The organism is Citrobacter sp. C348, assembly GCF_047467975.1.
In the GTDB taxonomy this organism is placed as follows: domain Bacteria; phylum Pseudomonadota; class Gammaproteobacteria; order Enterobacterales; family Enterobacteriaceae; genus Citrobacter; species Citrobacter gillenii.
In genome coordinates this window covers 74,321-94,596 of sequence record NZ_JASJUJ010000011.1, presented here as the reverse complement: position 1 = coordinate 94,596, position 20,276 = coordinate 74,321, and the positions used below count along the sequence as shown (strand labels likewise).

The 20,276-nt window shown below is 52.3% G+C and carries 18 protein-coding genes; 2 read left to right on the top strand and 16 right to left on the bottom strand.

All coding sequences use genetic code 11. From position 1 onward, the window contains the following. Window positions 1-5 precede the first annotated feature (5 nt). From tssK to QNN86_RS19180, 5 genes are all read right to left on the bottom strand, one after another. Window positions 6-1,343 carry a type VI secretion system baseplate subunit TssK gene (tssK, locus tag QNN86_RS19200; RefSeq protein WP_414212206.1) on the bottom strand — a complete coding sequence of 446 codons (1,338 nt, stop codon included), beginning with the start codon at window positions 1,341-1,343 and terminating at the stop codon, window positions 6-8. A gap of 23 nt (window positions 1,344-1,366) precedes the next feature. Continuing rightward, a complete protein-coding gene (tssC, locus tag QNN86_RS19195) occupies window positions 1,367-2,899 on the bottom strand; it encodes a type VI secretion system contractile sheath large subunit (RefSeq protein WP_414212204.1) in 1,533 nt (510 codons plus the stop codon). A gap of 65 nt (window positions 2,900-2,964) precedes the next feature. After that, window positions 2,965-3,462: a type VI secretion system contractile sheath small subunit gene (gene tssB / locus QNN86_RS19190; RefSeq protein WP_181617911.1), complete on the bottom strand. Its 498-nt coding sequence runs from the start codon at window positions 3,460-3,462 to the stop codon at window positions 2,965-2,967. Between the two features lie 475 nt (window positions 3,463-3,937). Then, window positions 3,938-5,800, bottom strand: coding sequence for a bifunctional glutathionylspermidine amidase/synthase (gss, locus tag QNN86_RS19185; protein ID WP_414212201.1), 1,863 nt, complete (start codon window positions 5,798-5,800; stop codon window positions 3,938-3,940). A 152-nt stretch (window positions 5,801-5,952) separates the two neighbouring features. Then, the gene (locus QNN86_RS19180; protein ID WP_414212199.1) at window positions 5,953-8,241 is read right to left on the bottom strand and encodes an FdhF/YdeP family oxidoreductase; all 2,289 of its coding nucleotides are present in this window, start codon (window positions 8,239-8,241) and stop codon (window positions 5,953-5,955) included. 217 nt (window positions 8,242-8,458) lie between these two features. Between QNN86_RS19180 and yghU the strand changes: the two genes are divergently transcribed. Continuing rightward, entirely contained in the window at window positions 8,459-9,325 is an 867-nt protein-coding gene (yghU, locus tag QNN86_RS19175) for a glutathione-dependent disulfide-bond oxidoreductase (RefSeq protein ID WP_182270972.1), read from the top strand. Window positions 9,326-9,399: 74 nt separating this feature from the next. On the opposite strand, the gene hybG is transcribed toward yghU, so the two are convergent. The 10 genes from hybG to QNN86_RS19125 all read right to left on the bottom strand — a co-directional run bounded on the left by hybG (window position 9,400) and on the right by QNN86_RS19125 (window position 18,165). Beyond that, window positions 9,400-9,648 (bottom strand): hydrogenase maturation factor HybG, encoded by a 249-nt coding sequence (gene hybG, locus QNN86_RS19170; RefSeq protein WP_048213216.1) that lies wholly within the window; start codon window positions 9,646-9,648, stop codon window positions 9,400-9,402. Window positions 9,649-9,678: 30 nt separating this feature from the next. Then, window positions 9,679-10,020, bottom strand: coding sequence for a hydrogenase maturation nickel metallochaperone HypA (gene hypA, locus QNN86_RS19165; RefSeq protein ID WP_096755682.1), 342 nt, complete (start codon window positions 10,018-10,020; stop codon window positions 9,679-9,681). Next, window positions 10,013-10,501, bottom strand: a complete 489-nt coding sequence (gene hybE, locus QNN86_RS19160) for a hydrogenase-2 assembly chaperone (protein ID WP_181617915.1) — start codon at window positions 10,499-10,501, stop codon at window positions 10,013-10,015. Before hybE ends, hypA begins: the two co-directional genes overlap by 8 nt. Continuing rightward, window positions 10,494-10,988, bottom strand: coding sequence for a HyaD/HybD family hydrogenase maturation endopeptidase (locus QNN86_RS19155; RefSeq protein WP_414212196.1), 495 nt, complete (start codon window positions 10,986-10,988; stop codon window positions 10,494-10,496). Before QNN86_RS19155 ends, hybE begins: the two co-directional genes overlap by 8 nt. Then, on the bottom strand, window positions 10,988-12,691 hold the full coding sequence (hybC, locus tag QNN86_RS19150) for a hydrogenase 2 large subunit (protein WP_115257492.1): 1,704 nt from the start codon (window positions 12,689-12,691) through the stop codon (window positions 10,988-10,990). Before hybC ends, QNN86_RS19155 begins: the two co-directional genes overlap by 1 nt. After that, window positions 12,688-13,866 carry a Ni/Fe-hydrogenase cytochrome b subunit gene (gene hybB, locus QNN86_RS19145; protein WP_096755678.1) on the bottom strand — a complete coding sequence of 393 codons (1,179 nt, stop codon included), beginning with the start codon at window positions 13,864-13,866 and terminating at the stop codon, window positions 12,688-12,690. Before hybB ends, hybC begins: the two co-directional genes overlap by 4 nt. Continuing rightward, window positions 13,856-14,842 (bottom strand): hydrogenase 2 operon protein HybA, encoded by a 987-nt coding sequence (gene hybA / locus QNN86_RS19140; protein ID WP_096755677.1) that lies wholly within the window; start codon window positions 14,840-14,842, stop codon window positions 13,856-13,858. Before hybA ends, hybB begins: the two co-directional genes overlap by 11 nt. Window positions 14,843-14,844: 2 nt before the next feature. Next, entirely contained in the window at window positions 14,845-15,963 is a 1,119-nt protein-coding gene (gene hybO, locus QNN86_RS19135) for a hydrogenase 2 small subunit (RefSeq protein ID WP_096755676.1), read from the bottom strand. A 188-nt stretch (window positions 15,964-16,151) separates the two neighbouring features. Further along, window positions 16,152-16,439, bottom strand: a complete 288-nt coding sequence (locus tag QNN86_RS19130) for a DUF2623 family protein (protein ID WP_096755675.1) — start codon at window positions 16,437-16,439, stop codon at window positions 16,152-16,154. A gap of 85 nt (window positions 16,440-16,524) precedes the next feature. Further along, window positions 16,525-18,165 (bottom strand): methyl-accepting chemotaxis protein, encoded by a 1,641-nt coding sequence (locus tag QNN86_RS19125; RefSeq protein ID WP_096759333.1) that lies wholly within the window; start codon window positions 18,163-18,165, stop codon window positions 16,525-16,527. 382 nt (window positions 18,166-18,547) lie between these two features. Between QNN86_RS19125 and QNN86_RS19120 the strand changes: the two genes are divergently transcribed. After that, window positions 18,548-19,588: an aldo/keto reductase gene (locus QNN86_RS19120; protein ID WP_181617917.1), complete on the top strand. Its 1,041-nt coding sequence runs from the start codon at window positions 18,548-18,550 to the stop codon at window positions 19,586-19,588. Between the two features lie 85 nt (window positions 19,589-19,673). Here the strand turns inward: QNN86_RS19120 and QNN86_RS19115 are convergent, their stop codons facing one another. Beyond that, window positions 19,674-20,177 carry an ESA_00282 family adhesion-associated protein gene (locus QNN86_RS19115; protein WP_181617918.1) on the bottom strand — a complete coding sequence of 168 codons (504 nt, stop codon included), beginning with the start codon at window positions 20,175-20,177 and terminating at the stop codon, window positions 19,674-19,676. Window positions 20,178-20,276: the final 99 nt, after the last annotated feature.

Sequence of the window (20,276 nt, the reverse complement as noted above, 5' to 3'; positions counted from 1 at the left end):
GTCTTTTAATCCCTTAATACCGCGAACAGCTCTAGTTGAATGTCTCCCAGCGTACCTGGGACGTAGAAGGCGCAATTACCCGCCTCCAGCATTGCCTGAGCTGCTGGATGAGCAATCTCCAGCGCAAAATATTGGTTTTCCAGGCGTAACGGGATAGCCGCAGGTACATGAGTCAACGGTTTTAAAGGCACGCCGCTGAGTGCCACATTGACGACATCAGACACATCGGCTCGACTCCCTGCTTTGCAGAGCTGCGGAAACTGCGTCAGGAGTAAATGCGCAGGAAGATCCGAACGAACGGAAAGGTAAAAATCGGCGCCTTCACGCAATCGGGCATCGGCCAGTACGCCATACCAGAACTGTCGTTCCTGTATCAGTTCAACAGAGACAACACGAGAAGGCAGGCTAGCTTCCAGCAGTTCCACCAGCAGAGCAAACAATGGCGGGAAGACGCGCTCTGGATGGGTATGCTGATAAGGCGGTACAGCATTGACATCATGATCCAGTGAAAACGTCAGGAGACTACCTGCCAGTCGCGCCAGTTCTCGCCACAGTAGTTCAGGATGCCGTCCGGGATTTTCCAGCATTTCACTCAGCACGGGAGACGCGCTATTGAGTGCATTTAGCAACCAAAAAAGCGACACATCTGCTACGGCAAAATCTGCCATTCGTTCGTTACTTTCGCGGCGCAACGCCATCAGGCGGCGACAGCGGGCCTGGATACGATGCACCAAATCACTGAGCGAATTGATTAATGAGGGGCTTGCCGTGAGTGAAAGTGAGGGCGGTAAAAAATCTCTCCCTAACTCCCATTGCCCCTGGGTATTACGTATAAGACAAGCTACCGGACAGGTCAGATATGCACTGTTATCATCATGGGCATACCGCAGCGTAATAGCATGCCGTAATACCGCCATGTCAGTCCGTTCCTGGCCGGATAAGTCCTGGACGGGTAACCACTCCTGTTGCCAACGGCATGGGCGGCTGACACCGCCGCCTAATGACAAATTGCCGCCGTTTGCAGAAAGCAGCGGCAATGCCAGCACGACATCAGCGCTGTTGTAGCCAGTGAGATGAGATAAATCACACGCCGGAGGCAAGTTGTCTGAAACACTCGTGTCTACTAACGTACCGTCAGGGAAACGCACGACCAGATTAACCGGATTCAAGCGAAAGACAGCCAGTGCACTTTCATCAAACTCCGCGCTGATGACGCCCCACGGTGATGAAAGTGACATGTGAGCAACAACATCAGCCACATACGCATCCCAGCGAGTTTGTTGCTGAAACTGTTGGGGGGCCAGAAAGGCCCCTTCGCTCCATAATGGACGATAAATCTTCATCGCACCTCCTGTGCTCTATATCGTTAAGATTTCGACTTCGGCATCTGTGAAACCAACGACAGGCTGACGTCCATCCCCTCAACCTGAAAGTGAGGAATGGCATACAAGCGCACACGGAAGAATCCTGGGTTATCCTCAATATCCTCAACGACAACCCGCCCATCACGCAGCGGATGCGAAGCCTGCAAATCATCACCAGGATCGGTCATTTCGGTTACCAGACTGCGCAACCAGTTGTTGAGTTCAAGCTCAAGCAGGCGGCGATCTTTTGTCGTACCGATATTCTCGCGCTGCAGGATTTTCAGGTAATGCGCAATGCGGGAAAGCAGGAAGATATACGGCAGGCGTGAGTTAATTCGACTGTTCGCCGTCGCTTCTGGGGTATCAAACTGAGCCGGTTTTTGCGCCGAGTTAGCAGAAAAGAAACAGGCGTAATCTCGATTCTTATAATAAGAAAGAGGAATAAAGCCAAGATTAGCAAACTCAAATTCACGGGTTTCAGGGATCATCACTTCAGACGGAATCTTAACCTGATTACCAGTACCCAAATCGTACAAATGGATCGGTAAATCTTTCACCGCGCCACCCGCCTGCGGGCCACGGATCTGAACGCACCAGCCATTCTTGATAAAACTTTTCACCATGTTCACAGCAAAAGAGAAAGATGCGCTGGTCCACAGGTATTTTTCGTGATCGGGGCCTTTAACCTCTTCAACATAGTTAAAACTACGTACCGGCACCGTATCGGGGCCATACGGCAGGCGGCCAAGTACTCGCGGCATTGTCAGCCCGATATAGCGGGAGTCATCACTATCACGAAATGCTTTCCACTTGATGTATTCAGCACGTTCAAAATAGTCGTTGATATCTTTAATCGCGGCGACGTCTTCCATATTGTCTTTCAGGAAGAATTTCGGTCCGACTGCGCCAATGAACGGCATATGACAAGCCGCTGAGACCCCTGAAATATTACGCAGCAGCGCAATATCTTGCGGGCTGTTGTCGAATTCATACGCGGAGATCATTGCCGCGATAGGCTCACCGCCAGGCTGATCGTATTCTTCAATATAAACATGACGATACAACCCACTCTGGATGAGTTCCGGTGCATCGTCAAAGTCATCACGCAATGCGTCTTTACTGATATCCATCATTTCGACGCGAACATTACGGAGAAAATCGATACCCATAATCATCGAGTGCAAACCGCGCCAGAGTGATTCCTGCTTTTGGAATTCGGCATGGTGCATAACTTCATTGACCTGATCGCTAATCTGCTTGTCCAGACGCGCTATTTGGTCATCAAGTAGCGTTTTATCCAGACGTTCCAGTGGCTGAGCCGCATCTGCCAGACATGAGACTAAAACCTGAATGGCGGCGGTCACCCGTTCGGTCGGAGCCGCATCAGAAAGCGCTTCATCACTCTGCCACGCATCGACATTTTTCAATGAAGAAACCGGAGCAAGATTAATTTTGTCAAAGAGGGACTGATAAACACTGCGCTCACCCGTCGTGGTGGTGGCCGCAGCTGAAGAGGTATGTTCCTGAACAGACATCAACATATTCCTTTAATGATCCTTTACTATTCCAGCCGCTTAAGCGGAGGAAACCCTGTATAGCGTTAAATCTCTTCTGGCATCATTGTTGCCAACTCATCACGCAACTCCTGACTCAGGGCAGGATCTTTAAGGACGATTTCCAGCTCACGGCGAAATGCTGCGTTATCAAGTAAGTTAGATTTCAGATCGCGCAGTAAATTACGCATTGCCAGCAGCACACGGAGTTGTGGGATATTGCGCGCTACCTGCTCCGGTTCAAAATCACGGATATTCTTAAAATTAAGATTAATCTCTTCATTTCTACCGTCACCCGCTAACGTATTTTCCACAGTCAGGTTCACGGTTGGAGAGAACTTTGCTAACACGTCATTGAAATTATTTTTATTAATATCAATTTTTTCACGTTCAGATAATGGTCGCTGTTCTCTACCATTACTGAAATCACCCACGGTCAAAAGTTTTAACGGCAGTTCAACCTTCTTCTGAACGCCTCCGGTGTGTAGATCCAACTTAATGTTAACGCGTGCCGTCGGCACTTCATTCTGAAAACTGTCACCCATACGTCCCTCTCAAACCGGTGAGTCCTACCGGTATATAACTTTTCCCAATGGAACATTTTCCCTTTCCAGTCACTCACGGCCTGACGCCGGTGAGGGCGTTTCCTGCATATGACGACCAGTGACTATCAATAAGAATTAATGATTATAATTAGTATGCTAAGGTAATCCGATATTTTGTGGGCGCCAAAAAGTGATCAAAGTCACTATTCTTTCAAATAACACATTAATATTATTTATTTAAAAAAGACAACCAAAAGAATTGCATCTAATACAAACAAATAAAAATAATTAAAACAAAAGCCATTCACTGAATTAATGAAAAAATAAACATAACTGCTTCATACGATGAATATATGAATGATTTAATATATCCACCACAGCCATGCTTAATATAATCACAGCCTATATAACAATAAATAAAAAAGCCGGAGGCATGCCCCAGCTTTTTAGCGCAATTGGAAACAGATCGGAAAGGTTACGCCCCTTTCACCACAATCAACGGCTCGATATCGCTCTCTTTTTTAATCACCAGCGACTCGTCACCGCGCAGGCAGGTGCCGCCGTAGTTACCACCTACGGTGAAGGTACAGACCTGAATATATTTACCGGCAACTTTTGGCAAACACCAAAGTTGCTGATAAATGTTTTTCTGCTCGGCAAACTTACCGCTGGTTTTATCCAGCAACTCTTCCTGATGACTCACCAGATCGATGTTGCTACCACAACGTCCTGCAATGGGTTTCACCGCATAACCGGTTTGCGCCAGCTCTTCATTAACAGTGAAATCAGTATCAAGCAGATAGCGATGATGAGGGAATAGTTGCCATAGGATCGGTAATATTGCCTTGTTGCCGGGAATAACCGTCCACAACGGCTCGAAGACCAGCACTTCCGGGCGCAGCAGAACATCAATCAGTCGTACTTCCTGGTGAGTATGTCCGGTACGAATTGGCACGGCGGCGTACTCCGTTTCACTGACCTCTCGCACTTGCTCAATCGCGGTTTCCCACGCCCAGGTTTTCCAGACGCAGTTCACCAAACGACCTTCGCCGTCAATCAACTGACCAGCATCATCCCAACGCAGTTCATCCAGACCACGCAGGATTTTGCTCTCGAAACCCGCCTGGCGCAGCGCCTGCTGCATAAACTGCGCGTGGTAGTTCTCTTCAATGTCCTTATCCTGCATGATGTGAACGAAAGGACGCGCGCGACTGTGCTTCCAGGCGCCGGCCAGTTCATTGATCAGCCCTTCTGCCGGATTGTGCCCCTGCCCACGGTAGCCTTGCTCAGCCCAGCGTTCAAGGATCAGGCCTGCTTCAGTATGGCACGATGCGGAATCGGCGTTGTACTCGTACACCTTCAGCCCGCGCTCATCCATACAAAAATCCATACGACCGGTGATCATATGGTGCCGACGACGCTGCCAGGACAGGCGCAGACGCGGCCAGAGAATTTTTGGAATATCGAACAGCGCCAGCAGGTTATCGTCTTTCAGCACTTTGTCGGTGGCGTGCAGATACATCAGATGCAGTTCGTTGGTCGCTTTAATTAGCTCCTGCTCCGCGCTTTCAGTAATGGTGAAGTACTGATGCGGATCCCGATTGATCACATGACCATTTGCCAATACGTAGGCTTTTTGCAACGGATCCTGCTCGTTCAGCCACTTACCATCAAACTGTCCGCTATCTTCCAGTCTCGCGCCGCCAATCTTCAGGGCGTCATTGTCGATCTCCGGCTGCGGCAGACTGTAGCGGGTATCGTCAGTTTGGATCATCCAGCCGAGGATCGTGGTGTCATCAAAGGTATCACGCAGGGTGTAGTGGCCATTTTCAACTACCATCTCCAGCTCGCGGGTCCACTGCTGTCCGGGCGGCAGCGGCGTGTGGATCACATTCTGTTCAGCAATACGGATTTTATTTTCCAGCAACTGGGTGACGACCGCCACATGGCCCGTTTCGTTGAACTCACCGCCTTTTTGCCAGATAAGTAGAGCGCCAGCTACCGGCGCGCGGGGTGAGCCGTTGGGAAATGCCTGTAACGGCAGGATATTGTCATTCACCACTTCGCGCAGGAAGCGCAGGGAAAAGATCTCCCAGGCCATACCCACATCGGTGAAGACTACGCCATAGTTGAGAAAGAGAAAACGGCGCGCGAACTCGACGCACTGCCATTTATGGCCCATGTATTCGTCGTCGATATAGCTGCGAAACGCAGCATCATCGTCGTAGTCCCGTGGGTCCAGGGAGCTGTAATCTGAAGAGTAGATTGCTACGCCGCCGGGGGCGTAGCCCAATAATGTCCCGAATGGGGCATCCTGACTGGTCGTTCCTTTGCTCATGCACCTTACCTCAAAACAATACAGCCTGAGCAGGTTGGCGTGAATTTTTCGCTCTGATTGCCTGCTCTGCGACACTAACCGGACAGAGGTCGACTTATCATACACCTCAACGCAGCGGCTGGCGCTCAGAGGCGAAAAATTCGTAGCAGGAGCTACGCTTTACTGAGGATAACCGGCACGCTTTTATACGCCGGGGTCAGACTTTCCGTATCGACCGCATCGAGCGACAGCAGCACATTCGCTTCCGGCAGATACGCGCCGATCGACCCCGCCGCCATGTCGTAAATAACGACCGTTAACCCGCGCATCATACGATCCACGCAAGGTTTGCCGTGGTCGTCCAGCGCCTGAACGTTGACGACATTGCCCTGAACCAGCCCGCGGGCCGTTGCTTCCACGGCGCTTAAAAACACCACATCCCGACGACCGGTAATGCCACGATAGCGATCGTTCATACCATAAATAGTAGTGTTGTACTGATCGTGGCTACGCAGTGTGGCCAGCACCAGCGCCTCAGCAGGCTGTTTTTCCCGCTCGACTGCACGCTGGCGGCTGACGACAAAATTGGCTTTACCGTTCGCGGTATGCCATTCACGCCGCGAAGCCGGCGTATCCATACGAAATCCGCCAGGCTCGACAATACGCGCGTTGTAATCGCGAAACGCCGGAATAACGGCCTCGATGGCGTCGCGGATCAACGCATAGTTCCCGGTCAGCGCTTCCCAGTTTACCGGCGAGTGGGGAAGCGTGGCGCGAGCCAGCCCCGCGACAATCGCCGGTTCCGATTTTAGCCATTGAGAGGCCGGTTTCAGCCCACCACAGGAAGCGTGGACCATCGACATAGAATCCTCGACGGTTACTGACTGAATACCCGTTGCCTGCATATCGCGTTCCGTTCTGCCCAGCGCGGGTAGCAGATAGTTGTGTTTTGCCAGCAGCAAATGCGAACGATTGAGCTTGGTCGCAATGTGAACCTGCATATCCAGCTTTTTCATCGCCTCGAAGGTACGCTGCGGCTGCGGCATCGCCACCGCCAGATTCCCGCCCATGCAAATCAATGCCTTCGCCTCACCGCGCTCTATCGCCCGAATACTTTCCACGCTGGAGCGACCATGCTGACGCGAAACGTTGATAGAAAAATGCGCTTCCAGGCGCTGCAGGAAGTCTTCAGATGCCGCCTCGTTAATCCCTACGGAACGGTCGCCCTGCACGTTGGAATGCCCGCGCAGTGGGCAGATCCCCGCCCCCGGTTTACCCATATTGCCCTTCAGCAACAGCAGGTTTACCAGTTGCTGGACGTTTTCGGTGCCGTTTTTATGCTGGGTAATACCCAATCCATAACAAATGATCGTCGCGCGAGATTTGTTATAGCTGTGCGCCAGGTCTTCCATCTGGCTGCGCGTCAGACCAGAGTCCTGCTCCAGTTCAGCCCAGCAACACTGACGTAAATCGTCATACAACGCCGAATAACCCGCGGTATGTTCGTCGATAAACGCATGATCGAGCGTAGGCTGCTGACCCAGCAGGATCCGCGCTTCATCCATTTCGATCAACGCCTTCATGATGCCTTTGAGCAGCGAGGCGTCACCGCCCATTTTGACCTGGTAGTAATCACTGCTGAGCTCTGTTGCCTGACCGGTGAACATCTCTTTCGGACTTTGCGGGAAGCTGAAGCGCTCAAGCCCCCGCTCGGTCAGCGGGTTAATGGAGATAATTTTAGCCCCGCGTTTGGCGACGTCGCGTAACGTAGTCAGCATGCGTGGATGGTTAGTGCCAGGATTATGTCCAATGCAAATCACCAGATCGCACTGGTCGAAATCGTCAAGCTGCACAGTCCCTTTCCCAAGGCCAATGGCCTGCGTCAGCCCTGCGCTGGTTGGGCCATGACACATGTTTGAACAATCGGGAAAGTTGCTGCTGCCGTATTCGCGGGCAAACAGCTGATACAGGAACGCCGCTTCATTTGAGGTCCTGCCGGAGGTATAAAACTCAACCTGCTGTGCAGAGTCATAGCTGCGCAGCCGCTCGCCGATTTCCTGAAACGCCTTGTCCCACGCCACGGCCTGCCAGGTATCCGTCACGGGATCGTATTTCATCGGGTGCGTCAAACGGCCAATATTTTCCAGCGCATAATCGCTGTACTGCCAGAGCGTCGATACCGGGTGGCGGCTAAAAAATGCAGGTGAGGCTTTCTTACTGGTGGTTTCCCAGGACACTGCCTTTACGCCGTTTTCGCACAGTTCCATCGGCGCACGATGGCTCGGATCGGGCCACGCACACCCCGGGCAATCAAACCCTTTAACCTGGTTCATTTTGAACATCGCGATAATGTCGCGCGCGACGGCCTTTTGCGAAAACACCGAAGCAGTGACAGCTTTTACCGCGCCCCACCCACCCGCCGGGCCCTGATAACCGCTTACTCCTGGAACACCATTTTTCATTGTTACTGCTTTTTCACCGCCAATTATTGAGGGTAGTACGGTAGCAATTTCCGTCCAACATTGATTTCCTCTTCATGGAGTACGGTCTGCGTACAATGAACGGGTTAGATTTATCTTCCCCTTTCAGCACAACGCGACATAAAGTCCCAATCTGTTAAATTGAGTTTTCCCTAACTGCTACACTGCTTCAACACAACCACTCAGAAGGCAGGTCACTATGTCAGACAATACTTATCAGCCCGCGAAAGTCTGGACGTGGGATAAATCCAACGGCGGTGCATTCGCCAACATCAACCGTCCGGTTTCCGGCCCTACGCACGAGAAAACGCTACCGGTCGGCAAGCATCCGCTGCAACTCTACTCACTGGGTACACCAAACGGTCAGAAAGTGACGATTATGCTGGAAGAGCTGCTGGCGCAGGGCGTGACCGGCGCGGAATATGATGCCTGGATCATCCGTATTGGCGAGGGTGACCAGTTTTCCAGCGGCTTTGTTGAAGTGAACCCGAACTCAAAGATCCCAGCGCTACGCGACCATTCGCAAAACCCACCGGTACGCGTGTTTGAGTCTGGCTCCATTTTGCTCTATCTGGCAGAGAAATATGGTTATTTCCTGCCGCAGGATTTACCGAAACGTACCGAAACGCTGAACTGGTTGTTCTGGCTACAAGGCGCAGCCCCCTTCCTCGGCGGCGGTTTCGGCCACTTCTACAACTATGCGCCGGTAAAAATTGAGTACGCGATCAATCGCTTCACGATGGAAGCCAAGCGTTTACTCGACGTGCTGGATAAGCAACTGGCGCAGCATCAGTTTGTGGCGGGGGATGAATATACCATTGCCGATATGGCCATTTGGCCGTGGTTTGGCAATGTGGTGCTGGGCAACGTCTATGACGCGGCAGAATTCCTTGATGCGGGGAGCTACAAACACGTTCAACGTTGGGCCAAAGAGGTTGCAGCGCGTCCGGCGGTTAAGCGTGGACGGATTGTGAACCGCACTAACGGGCCGCTGAATGAACAGCTTCATGAACGCCATGACGCCCGTGACTTCGATACCAATACCGAAGACAAACGTCAGGGCTAACGCAAGATGCCGGATGGCGGCATAAATGCCCTATCCGGCTTACATATAAGGCGTAGGCCTGATAAGCGAAGTTGTCACGCGCTGGTGACGTCATACTCCATGCGGCGAAGTGCATCCAACGTGAATTTGGCTTCATCTTCATCGATGATGCTCATAGCAAATCCTACGTGCACCAGTACCCATTGCCCGACCAGCTCAGCCGGTTCGCCTTCACAAATCAGTGCAATGTTGACATCGCGCTTGATACCGCACACTTCAACCTGCGCAAGCTGGTGAATATCTTCACCGACGGCCAGAACCTGACCCGGGACTCCAATACACATATCTCACTCCGCCCCATAGCAACCTATGGGCTATTCAACTTCAATACTTTTCACTTTCAGTGAATCGCCGCTTTCAACCCGCAAACGATCGCCCTGACAACGTGGACATTGCGCATCATGCTGGGTAATTTCCACAACCTGACTGCAATCCCAACACCAGGCCTGGGCGGGTTTGTACTCAATGTGCAACGCACATCCCTGCGCGACCGTGCCCTGACAGACGATGTCAAAACTGAAACGTACGGCGCTCTCCTCAACGCAGGAGAGCGCGCCAATTTCCAGCCAAACGCCGGTAACACGTTTAACATCGTGCTGCTCTGCCTGCTGCTGAATAATTTCAACCGCGCTCTGGCAAAGAGACAGTTCATGCATTTTCGCAGTTCCGACGGCCCAGCAGCAGCGCGCGACGACCAAGTTGTGGTGCGTTCGGATCGCTCACCGGCAGCGATAGCAACATTTTTGCGCAATCGTCAGTCAGGCGGACACCCTCTTGTGCCGACAGGCTGTGCGAAAGCGGCGACATCAGCGAACAGGACAGGTATTGCGATACACCATCCAGTTCGCCAACGGTAAATGTCATCTCACCGTATGGCAGACGCAGCCCCATTTTCTCGCTGACTTTTCGCAGGGGCCAGATCTGATCTGGCCCTGGGAAAATCAGTGCACTCAGCATCCAGGGCGTGATTACACACCCCGTCCACTGACCTTCAAACAGCGTAAAATCAGAAACATACACCGGCATATTCGGATGCAGGAACGAAAGATCGTGCATCGAACGGCGGGCTACCTCTTCAAACGCGGCCTGAATCTGCGCTTTTGGGGCTGTCTGAAAGCCTAAAAACTCTTCAGACATGGGCCGCCTCCCGAGGGATGGCTTCCACACCCGATTCGCGCAGCGCGGCGAGAACCTGCTCAAGCGCAGGTTCAATCATGGCTTCAACCGTCGGCGTTAGCCCGATATGCGGCTCCAGCGATTCCGGAATAACGCCGACCAGAGTCAGCTTCTTCGGAAACTCGCCGGTAAAACGCAGGGCCGACAACACGTCGGCCAGGCCAAGCTGGTGCGGCGAGATTTTATTGGTAAACAGCGCCGGGATCTCTTCATCCCGCAGGACCATCATGGTTCCCGGCGTGCTTTTTCTCGACACAATGGCGTCAGCAATGATCAGATGATCTCTGTCCGCCATATCGCCGAGCAGCTCCATCCCCGCCGTACCGCCGTCCAGAACGTCAACATAGTCTGGCAGGATGTACCGTTGCTCTAATGCCTCAACGATACGTACCCCGATGGCTTCGTCGGTCAGCAAAATATTGCCGACCCCTAAGACTAATATCCGCATTACAGAACCTTAACTGAGACGACTTCGTTCCCGTCAACGTCCACCACATGCACCGCACATGACATACAAGGGTCGAAGGAGTGAATAGTACGCACCACTTCCAGCGGTTTGTTCGGATCGGCAATCGGCGTGCCTACCAGTGAACGCTCATACGGCCCTACTTCATCATTAAAGTTACGTGGGCCAGAGTTCCAGGTTGACGGTACAACCGCCTGGTAGTTGCTGATAATGCCGTCTTTAATCACCATCCAGTGAGACAGCATACCGCGTGGCGCTTCAAGGAAACCGACACCTTTGAATTCGCCGGTGGCCGGGATATTCGGTTTCACGAAGGTGGTGTGGTCGCCTTTGCCGATGTTTACGATCAGCGCGTTATACTGATTTTGCAGAACGTTCTGCAGTTCACAGCAGTGAACGGTACGACCAATGATACGACCCAGCGTCGAATGCAGCTGTGCCACCTCGATGGTTTTACCGGTCAGCTTGGTGTAAATCGCAATGATCTCATTCAGCTTGGCATGGGTAGACTCGCGTTTTGCCGCCAGTTTACACAGCATGTTAGCCAGTGGACCCACTTCCACCGTTTTGCCGTAGAAGGTTGGCGCTTTAACCCAGGAGTATTTGCCATCGTCAGACCAGCCGGTGTAATCCGGAACCGTTGTTCCTTCCCACGGCGCCTGCGGCGCTTCGTCTTTGTACCACGCATGTTTCGCACTCTCCTGAATCCCTTTGATCAGGTATTCATCAGAATGAGAGGTGATCGGACGATAGGTCGACAGGTCTGCATCGGTAATGTAACCACCTGGGAACAGGAAGCTGCCGTTTTTGCCGTCAGTCGGGAATTCCGGCGCGCTCAGGTAGTTTACCGCACCCTGGCCGCGTTCCAGCCACTCCGGATAGAATGCGGCAATAACCGCGGTATCCACTTTGTACACCTGCTCAACAAAGTCGCTCAGCTTATCAATGAAGGACTTGATGTACATCAGGCGTTCAAGGTTCAGCACGCCAAGACCGTCGAGGTTGATTGGGTTCGCCACCCCACCGACCGCCAGGTTCTGGATGTGCGGTGTTTTACCGCCCAGCAGCGCCACGACGCGGTTGGCATCACGCTGGCATTCCAGCGCCTGCAGGTAGTGTGCAACTGCAATCAGGTTCACTTCCGGTGGCAGTTTCATTGCCGGGTGACCCCAGCAGCCGTTGGCAAAAATACCTAACTGACCGCTGGCAACCAGGTCCTTGATCTTGTTCTGAACCTTAGTGAACTCTTCCGCGCTGTTCAGGTGCCAGGTCGACACGCCGTTCAGCATCGCCGAGGCTTTTGCTGGATCGGCTTTCAGTGCGGAGGTGATATCCACCCAGTCCAGCGCAGACAACTGATAGAAGTGCACGATATGGTCATGCGTGGTGTGCGCTGCCAGAATAATGTTACGGATGTACTGCGCGTTCACGGGAACATCAATGTTCAGTGCGCTTTCAGCAGCGCGCACGGAAGAGATAGCGTGCGTGGTGGTACACACACCACAAATACGCTGCACAATCATCCACGCATCACGCGGATCGCGATTCTTCACGATCTCTTCCATGCCGCGCCACATGGTACCGGACGCCCATGCTTTTGATACCACGCCATTTTCGATTTCGCAGTCGATGCGTAAATGGCCTTCAATACGGGTTACCGGATCAATAGTAATTCTCTGGCTCATGCTTTGCTCGCCTCATGACGATTTTGATCGTTTTGTTTTAAAGGAGGAAGTATCGGCAGTAGACGAATGAGTACGATGTATGCACAAATCTCAATAGCCACAAAACCAATAGAAATCAACAGTTCTTCCCAGGTCGGGAAGTAGTGGTAGCCACCACCAGGATTGAACGCCACCAGCGAATAGGACAGACGCCATGTTGCACAACCCAGCAATGCGCTCAGCGCAGACAGGTACAGCATGCGCGAGTCATTTCGCAGTTTCGCGATACGCAGTACCACCAACGGGAAGACCATCAGCACAACCTCAAGCCAGAACATGGCTGAGTAGAAATCGCCTGCAAACGCATACGACAACTTGTCCCGATAGATCAGTTCACCAAAGCGTAGAACCACGAAGATCGCCAACAAGACGCTAATCGTATTCGTCAGTTTGATGAACAAACTCTTCTCGTCCGGCCCATTACCTTTCAGGCCGCTTTGTACCAGCGAACCTTCAAAGATGACGATCGAGAAGCCCATTATAAAAGCGGTAAGCACCGAGAATAGCGGCAGCATTTCATAGGCTTGCCACAGTGGATGCACCTTATTACCGGCAGAAATCATCAATGAACCCATTGAAGACTGGTGCATTGTCGGCAGCAGTGCGCCGAGGGCGATAATAAAGAACATCACTTTGTTCAGACGCTTGAGCGAAACTTTCCACCCCAGGCGTTCAAACAAGGCCGGCGCAAATTCCAGCGCCATGATGCCGATATAAATGGTCATACAGACTGCCGTTTCGAACAGCACCGAGTTCACGTTAAAGTGGCCCGGAATGTAGAAATACGGCAGGTTCCAGTAACGACCGACGTCAATGGTGATCGACAGACCACCCAGAGAATAACCAAACAGGCTCGCCAACAAGGCTGGGCGCACCAGCGGGTGATATTCCCCTTTGTTGAAAACATAGACCGCCCATGCCAGTGCCCAACCGCCACAGGCAAAACCGGTGCCGATCAACAGGTCAAACGCGATCCATACACCCCACGGGAATCCCCCGTTCAGATCGGAGACTGAGCCCAACCCGAAGACCAGACGTTTTACGATCAGGAGCATACACAGGACGATTAACGGCCCAAAAATAATGACCGGCTTGCTGATTATTCTTCCGCCCAGCGGTTTAGGATCATGACTCATGATCGTCTCCTCCATCGTGATGGTCGTTTTTCATATTACGACGAACCAGCACGGTTATGCCCGCCAGCGCTGCCAGGGGTAAAATCATGCCCTTATACAGGGAATGTTGAACATGCTCAGAACGCGCACCGGTTGACAGGTCAGCCAGCTGTGGGAGATCCAGGTTTTCATAAGGAACGCCCGTCAGTACCAATACCTGCGTACCGCCGCCTTCTTTCTCGCCGTACAGGTGCGGGTAATATTTCGGCACCGTGTGCAGATAGGTATCGCTGTCTTTCACCGTCTGACGCGGATAGTGGTATTCGCTGCCAGGCTTCAGCGCCAGGCGTTTTTTCGCCTCAGCCATCAGCTCTTCGCGCGTACCAAAAATCACCGCACCGGCAGGACACACTTCAACACAGCCCGGTAAACCACCTTTATCCAGGCGCTCTACACCTTTCTGGTTACACAGCTCGCACTTATGGAGTGCACCAAACGGGTTGTTGTAGTCGTATTTAGGCACGTTGTACGGGCAAGCGACCATGCAGTAACGGCAACCGGTACAGACATCTTTGTCATAGTGGACGATGCCGGTTTTCGGATCTTTTTTCAGCGCGGAGACCGGACAAACAGAAACGCAGTTCGGATCGACACAGTGCATACATTGTTTCTTGATGTACGCGTAGCCGTTCTGCTCCTGGTCTTTGTTAACGCCTGTTCCACTACGCCACACCTGAATGATGTTATTGGTGTACGGTGACAGTTTGTCGTTGTTCGACCAGGTTTGCTCCCCCTCAGGGTTGCGCGCTGGGAAGTTGATGTCCTGACACTTGGTGACACAGGCCTGACAGCCGACACACAGCGTCGAGTCATACAGCATCCCAAGGGAACCCGGGATCGGCGGACGGTTTTCTGCAGCCGCATGGCTGACGGACGGCGCAGCGCCCAACAGCAATGCTCCGCCAGAAGCTGCTTTAATAAAGTTACGTCTGTTCACGGTTATTCTCCCCGTGAGTCAGCGTTATCTTTCTTTTGCTGACGTCCCAGTTCACGTACCGCCATCACGCTGACGCCGGCCACCAGTCCTACTACGCCACCCAGCAGCCCAATAGCCCCAGCAGAAATGTTGCCACCTTCTTTCAGGTTGACATCCGGCTTCTCTGAACGCGGAGTTTGGTTTTCCACAGAAGCGAGTTGGTGAATGCCTTTATGGAAACCGACGCCTTCTTCGTTACAGCCGTAGCAAGGGTGACCGATCGCCACTGGCCACACGCCGCCAACATCACAGAACTGTAACGTTGAGCAGTTGCCATAGGTTTCTGGCCCTTTACAGCCCAGATGGTAGAGGCACCAGCCTTCACGATGGCCTTCATCGCCGAACTCTTTAGCAAAACGACCCGCATCAAAGTGCGGACGACGCTCGCAGTGTTCGTGGATCAGACGACCGTAGGCAAACGTTGGACGGTTTTTCGCATCCAGCTTCGGTGGCTTACCGTAGGTGATGATGTGTGCGACCGTTGCGAGGAAGTTATGCGGGTTCGGCGGACAGCCTGGAATATTGATGATGGTTTTGCCTGGCAGGACTTCCTGCAAGCCAACTGCCCCCGTTGGGTTAACGCCCGCGGCAGCAACACCACCCCATGCGGCACATGAGCCGATAGCAATGATCGCCGCAGCGCCTTCGGCCGCCTTGCGGATATGATCCACAATAGGCTCACCGGCAACCATGCAGTAAACACCGTTATCTTTCAGTGGGATAGAACCATCTACGACCAGAACATACTGCCCTTTGTACTTCTCCAGAGCGTTATGTTTGTTCTCTTCAACCTGGTGGCCGAAGGCGGCGGAAAGTACCTCATGGTATTCCAGAGAGATCGTCTCCAGGACGAGGTTTTCCACGGTAGGATGTGTCGCACGAAGTAGCGATTCAGTACAGCCCGTACACTCCTGAGCACCTATCCAGATAACCGGCGGGCGCTGAGGGCGGGATACTGATTCCGCCATTTCTGCGGCGGCTTTGCTACTGAGCCCCATGGTAGCGGCCAATGCTGCACAAAGCTTCATGAAATCACGGCGATTAATGCCGTTCGAATTGATGAGAGAGTTATCTCCAGTCATTTTATTGTTATTCCGTTGCGAAGACCTGGCTTTTATTTTGCACCATCCGCATGTTGCTTATTGCGATCGGCGCGCCATTACCACACTTTTTATATGGTTATGTGCATTATAATACTTCGGCAGGGCAACAAAACGAAGGTGTAGGTCAATAGTGTAATTAATTAAAGCAAGATAATACCCCTTTCGGATCAAGCTTCGAGCCGATAGCCGGCCATGAAAAAGCGAATTGTTGTACTGGACTGGTTCTCCTTGAAGAAATCCATCACCATTTCTTTATCCAGCCCGTAGCGGCGCGTGAGGATCCCCGCCTCCCACGCACTCAGTTGCCGATCGCCCGTTCGTTCAAACATCCGATGTGAAAAGCCCAGCACAAAGCCACGCTTATAGTCAGCACAAAAATTCGCCACCGTTCGCGCGCTATCTGCACTTGAGGCGTTTAATCCTGCCATCAGGCCTTTTCCAAAATGGTTATCCATGCATTACCTCCAATCGCTATATAATAAATTATATAGCGATTTTTTAAGCAAAGGCCAGAGGTATCACGCACTTTTTTGTGCCAGATTAAAAGGCCACCCATTCATCCGGTTTAGATGCTTTAGGCGCAGCGCTTTCTTCAGCAGGTAAAACGGTGTTGGTGGGTGCATGCTGCACGTCACTTGCGGAAAGCCGGAACTGCTGAACGGCACGCTGCAGGTCTTCGGTTTGTCGCTCCAACGCCACTGCCGCCGCCGATACCTGCTCCACCAGCGCGGCATTTTGTTGGGTCACGCTGTCCATTTGTGTGATCGCGACGCTCACCTGTGAGATGCCTTTATTCTGCTCTTCAGAGGCGGAGGCAATTTGTTTCATAATTGCCGTCACTTCGGTTGCTCCGCGCAGAATAGCGTCCATCGTCAAGCCGGTCTCCTTGACCAGACGCGCGCCCTGATCGACACGGCGCGCCGACTCGCCAATCAACGTCTCAATCTCTTTCGCCGCGCCTGCGCTGCGACTGGCAAGATTTCGCACCTCACCGGCAACCACCGCAAAACCACGGCCCTGTTCACCCGCTCGGGCCGCTTCGACGGCGGCGTTGAGCGCCAGGATGTTGGTCTGGAATGCGATGCTGTTAATAACTGAGGTAATTTCGGCGATCTGCTTAGAACTTGCAGCAATCCCGTCCATGGTATCCACCACCTGCGAAACCAGCGTGCTGCCTTTGCCCGCCGTTTCTGATGCCGTATCGGCAAGCTGGCTGGCCTCGCGCGCATTCTCAGCATTCAGTTTCACCGTGGCGGTGAGTTGCTCCATGCTGGCGGCGGTCTCTTCCAGCGCTGCGGCCTGCTCTTCCGTACGCGAAGAGAGATCGTTATTGCCGCTGGAAATCTCCGTCGCGCCGCGCCAGATGTTGTCGCTACCTGAGCGAATCGTACTGACGGCTTCACGCAGGCTGTCCTGCATCGCACTGAGTAAAGGCACCAGTTGCCCCACGCAGTTACGACCAAATTCTTCAATCGGATGGCTAAGATCGCCCTGAGCAATCTGGCGGAACTGCTGGCGAATGCGTGCCAGCGGCTTCACCATCATTGATACAAGATAGCGGTCGGTAAAAATAAGAATGGCAATACCGAGGATAACGGCGGTGATAATCAAGGTACGGATAATCGACGTTTTACCGTCGACCATAATCCGGGTCGCATCCAGTCGCTCACCGGCGGCGGTATTAAACCGCTCGGCGCTGGCACCAAAGTCGCGGCTTAGCGCCGGTGTCACGGTGCTGGCATGCTCTGACCAGGCGGTAAGCGATCCCTGCTGCGCCAGTTGCATTTGCGGGATCACGCCTTTCTCCAGCAGCGCTTGCCACGTCGTCAGCACCGCGGTGGCAATTTCCGCATCCATCGGCCCCGGCGACAGCGTTTTCATCTGCTCAAGTTTGTTACGCAAACCATCCAGCGATTGCTGAGCCGGACCAAAGTCAGGCGCTCCGCCGCCAATTTTGACATCCACAGCTCGGTTTAGCCGTGTGACAAAGCGAAAGTACTGATCGTTCCCCTGACTAAGAACCGTCATCTGCTGTACGAGATGACGATCAATCTCATTGCCTGCTGATATTTTGGATAACGAATGGAGGCTAAATAACCCCACGCCCGACCAGAGCAGGCAAAATAGTCCCAGTATTGCCAGCATGACGATACGAATAGTGAAGTTTTGCAGCAAACGCATAATAGTTTCCTTGCCGTAGATGAGGATTTTCGCCATCAGGCGAGTCTTATCCTTGTTATCGGCAGGTCACGAAGAAGATATAATGTGTTGTTTATTTTTTTACTTTTTTAAGCACATCAACCATTGCTGATTCTCCCCGTTATATCGATATGAAGGCTAATAAAAACAGCAATTATTATTACCTGGAAAATCAATTCCATGTGTTAAATAAGGGAGCGGCTATCTGGCCCGACGCCTGAAGGATGCTTTTTAACACGAAACACAACTCTCAGTTTTTCATCTCAATGTGACCTGGTGAACGGGATAATCATCGTGAAACGGCTAGAATAGAAACGTCGTTTCGAAATTCACCTGCACGATTAACCTGCACTAAGGAGATCTCATGGCCTGGTTTGCCAACCCTGAACGTTATGAGCAGATGCTCTATCGCTACTGTGGCCGCAGCGGTTTGCGCTTGCCTGCACTGTCGCTGGGTTTATGGCACAGTTTTGGACACGTCCAAGCACTGGATTCACAGCGTGCCCTGCTGCGTAAAGCCTTTGATTTAGGCATCACACATTTCGATTTAGCCAATAACTACGGGCCGCCGCCGGGCAGCGCTGAAGAAAACTTCGGCCGATTATTGCGTGAGGATTTCGCGCAGTACCGTGACGAATTAATTATCTCTACCAAGGCTGGCTACGACATGTGGCCGGGACCGTACGGTTCTGGCGGCTCGCGTAAGTATCTGCTTGCCAGCCTCGACCAGAGCCTGAAACGCATGGGGCTCGACTACGTCGATATTTTCTATTCTCACCGCGTTGATGAAAGCACGCCAATGGAAGAGACCGCTGCGGCGCTGGCTCACGCCGTGCAAAGTGGCAAAGCGTTGTATGTTGGTATTTCATCTTATTCCCCGGAGCGCACGCAAATAATGGCCGACCTGCTGCGGGAATGGAAAATTCCGCTGCTGATCCACCAACCGTCCTACAACCTGCTTAATCGCTGGGTCGACAGCAGTGGCCTGCTGGATACGCTGGACACAAACGGTATTGGTTGCATCGCCTTTACCCCGCTGGCTCAGGGGTTGCTGACGGGGAAATACCTGAACGGTATTCCAGAAGGCTCGCGCATGCAGCGTGAAGGGAAAAAAGTCCGTGGCCTGACGGAAAATATGCTGACGGAAGAGAATCTTAACAGCCTGCGGTTGCTGAACGAGATGGCGCAACGGCGTGGACAGTCGATGGCGCAAATGGCATTGAGCTGGCTACTCAAAGATAATCGCGTGACGTCAGTGTTAATTGGCGCCAGCCGTCCCGAGCAGTTAGAAGAAAACGTTCAGGCGTTGAATAACCTGACGTTCAGCGCTGAAGAACTGGCGCAGATAGATAAGCACGTCGCCGACGGCAAGCTCAATCTGTGGCAGGCCTCATCAGATAAATAATCGTCTAAACAGTGTGCCGGGGGCGGCGTTGTCGACCCGGCTGTCATCGTTTCATGTTGGTCAGTTCAGAGGCGAATGATATACCTTAAACCTCTTCGGCATTGATGGACGGGCGTTGGAACTCTGGCCACACCAGTGCGACGAGTGCAGGATAGGCTTCCAGGCTGAACTCCCTGAAACATTGACGTAAATTGAGCACATCTAAATCGGCGTGCGGGACTTTCTCTCCGCTCAGGCAGCGTTTTTTGATGTTGTCGTAATATTTATAGACCGCTGAATTGAGATCGCTGCAGCGCCGCTGTGCATCAAATAGCCCCGGCGTTTCATTTAACTCCACCATGGTCATCCGCTTTATTGTCGAGTGAATAAAATCAATATATTCATGATTGACCCGCCAATACCATACAGGCGTAATCGAATTCATCAGTGCTGAGAAATGATCTTCCCCCTCTTCTTTGCTCAGTGTTTCCAGTTTGGGATAAGAGGTAAGTTCCTCATTCGATCGATTTTTATTTGCACCGCGCATCAGCACAAGAACCCCGCAGGTAAGCAATAGCAGGGTAATAACAGAATAAAATATACTGTTCATATATAGGCTCCATTTTTTTTGATTTTAAAATTACCCCATGCTATTGTCAACGCAGCCTGTCTTATTAAAAAAACTTACCTCACTGGCAGTAAAGGATAT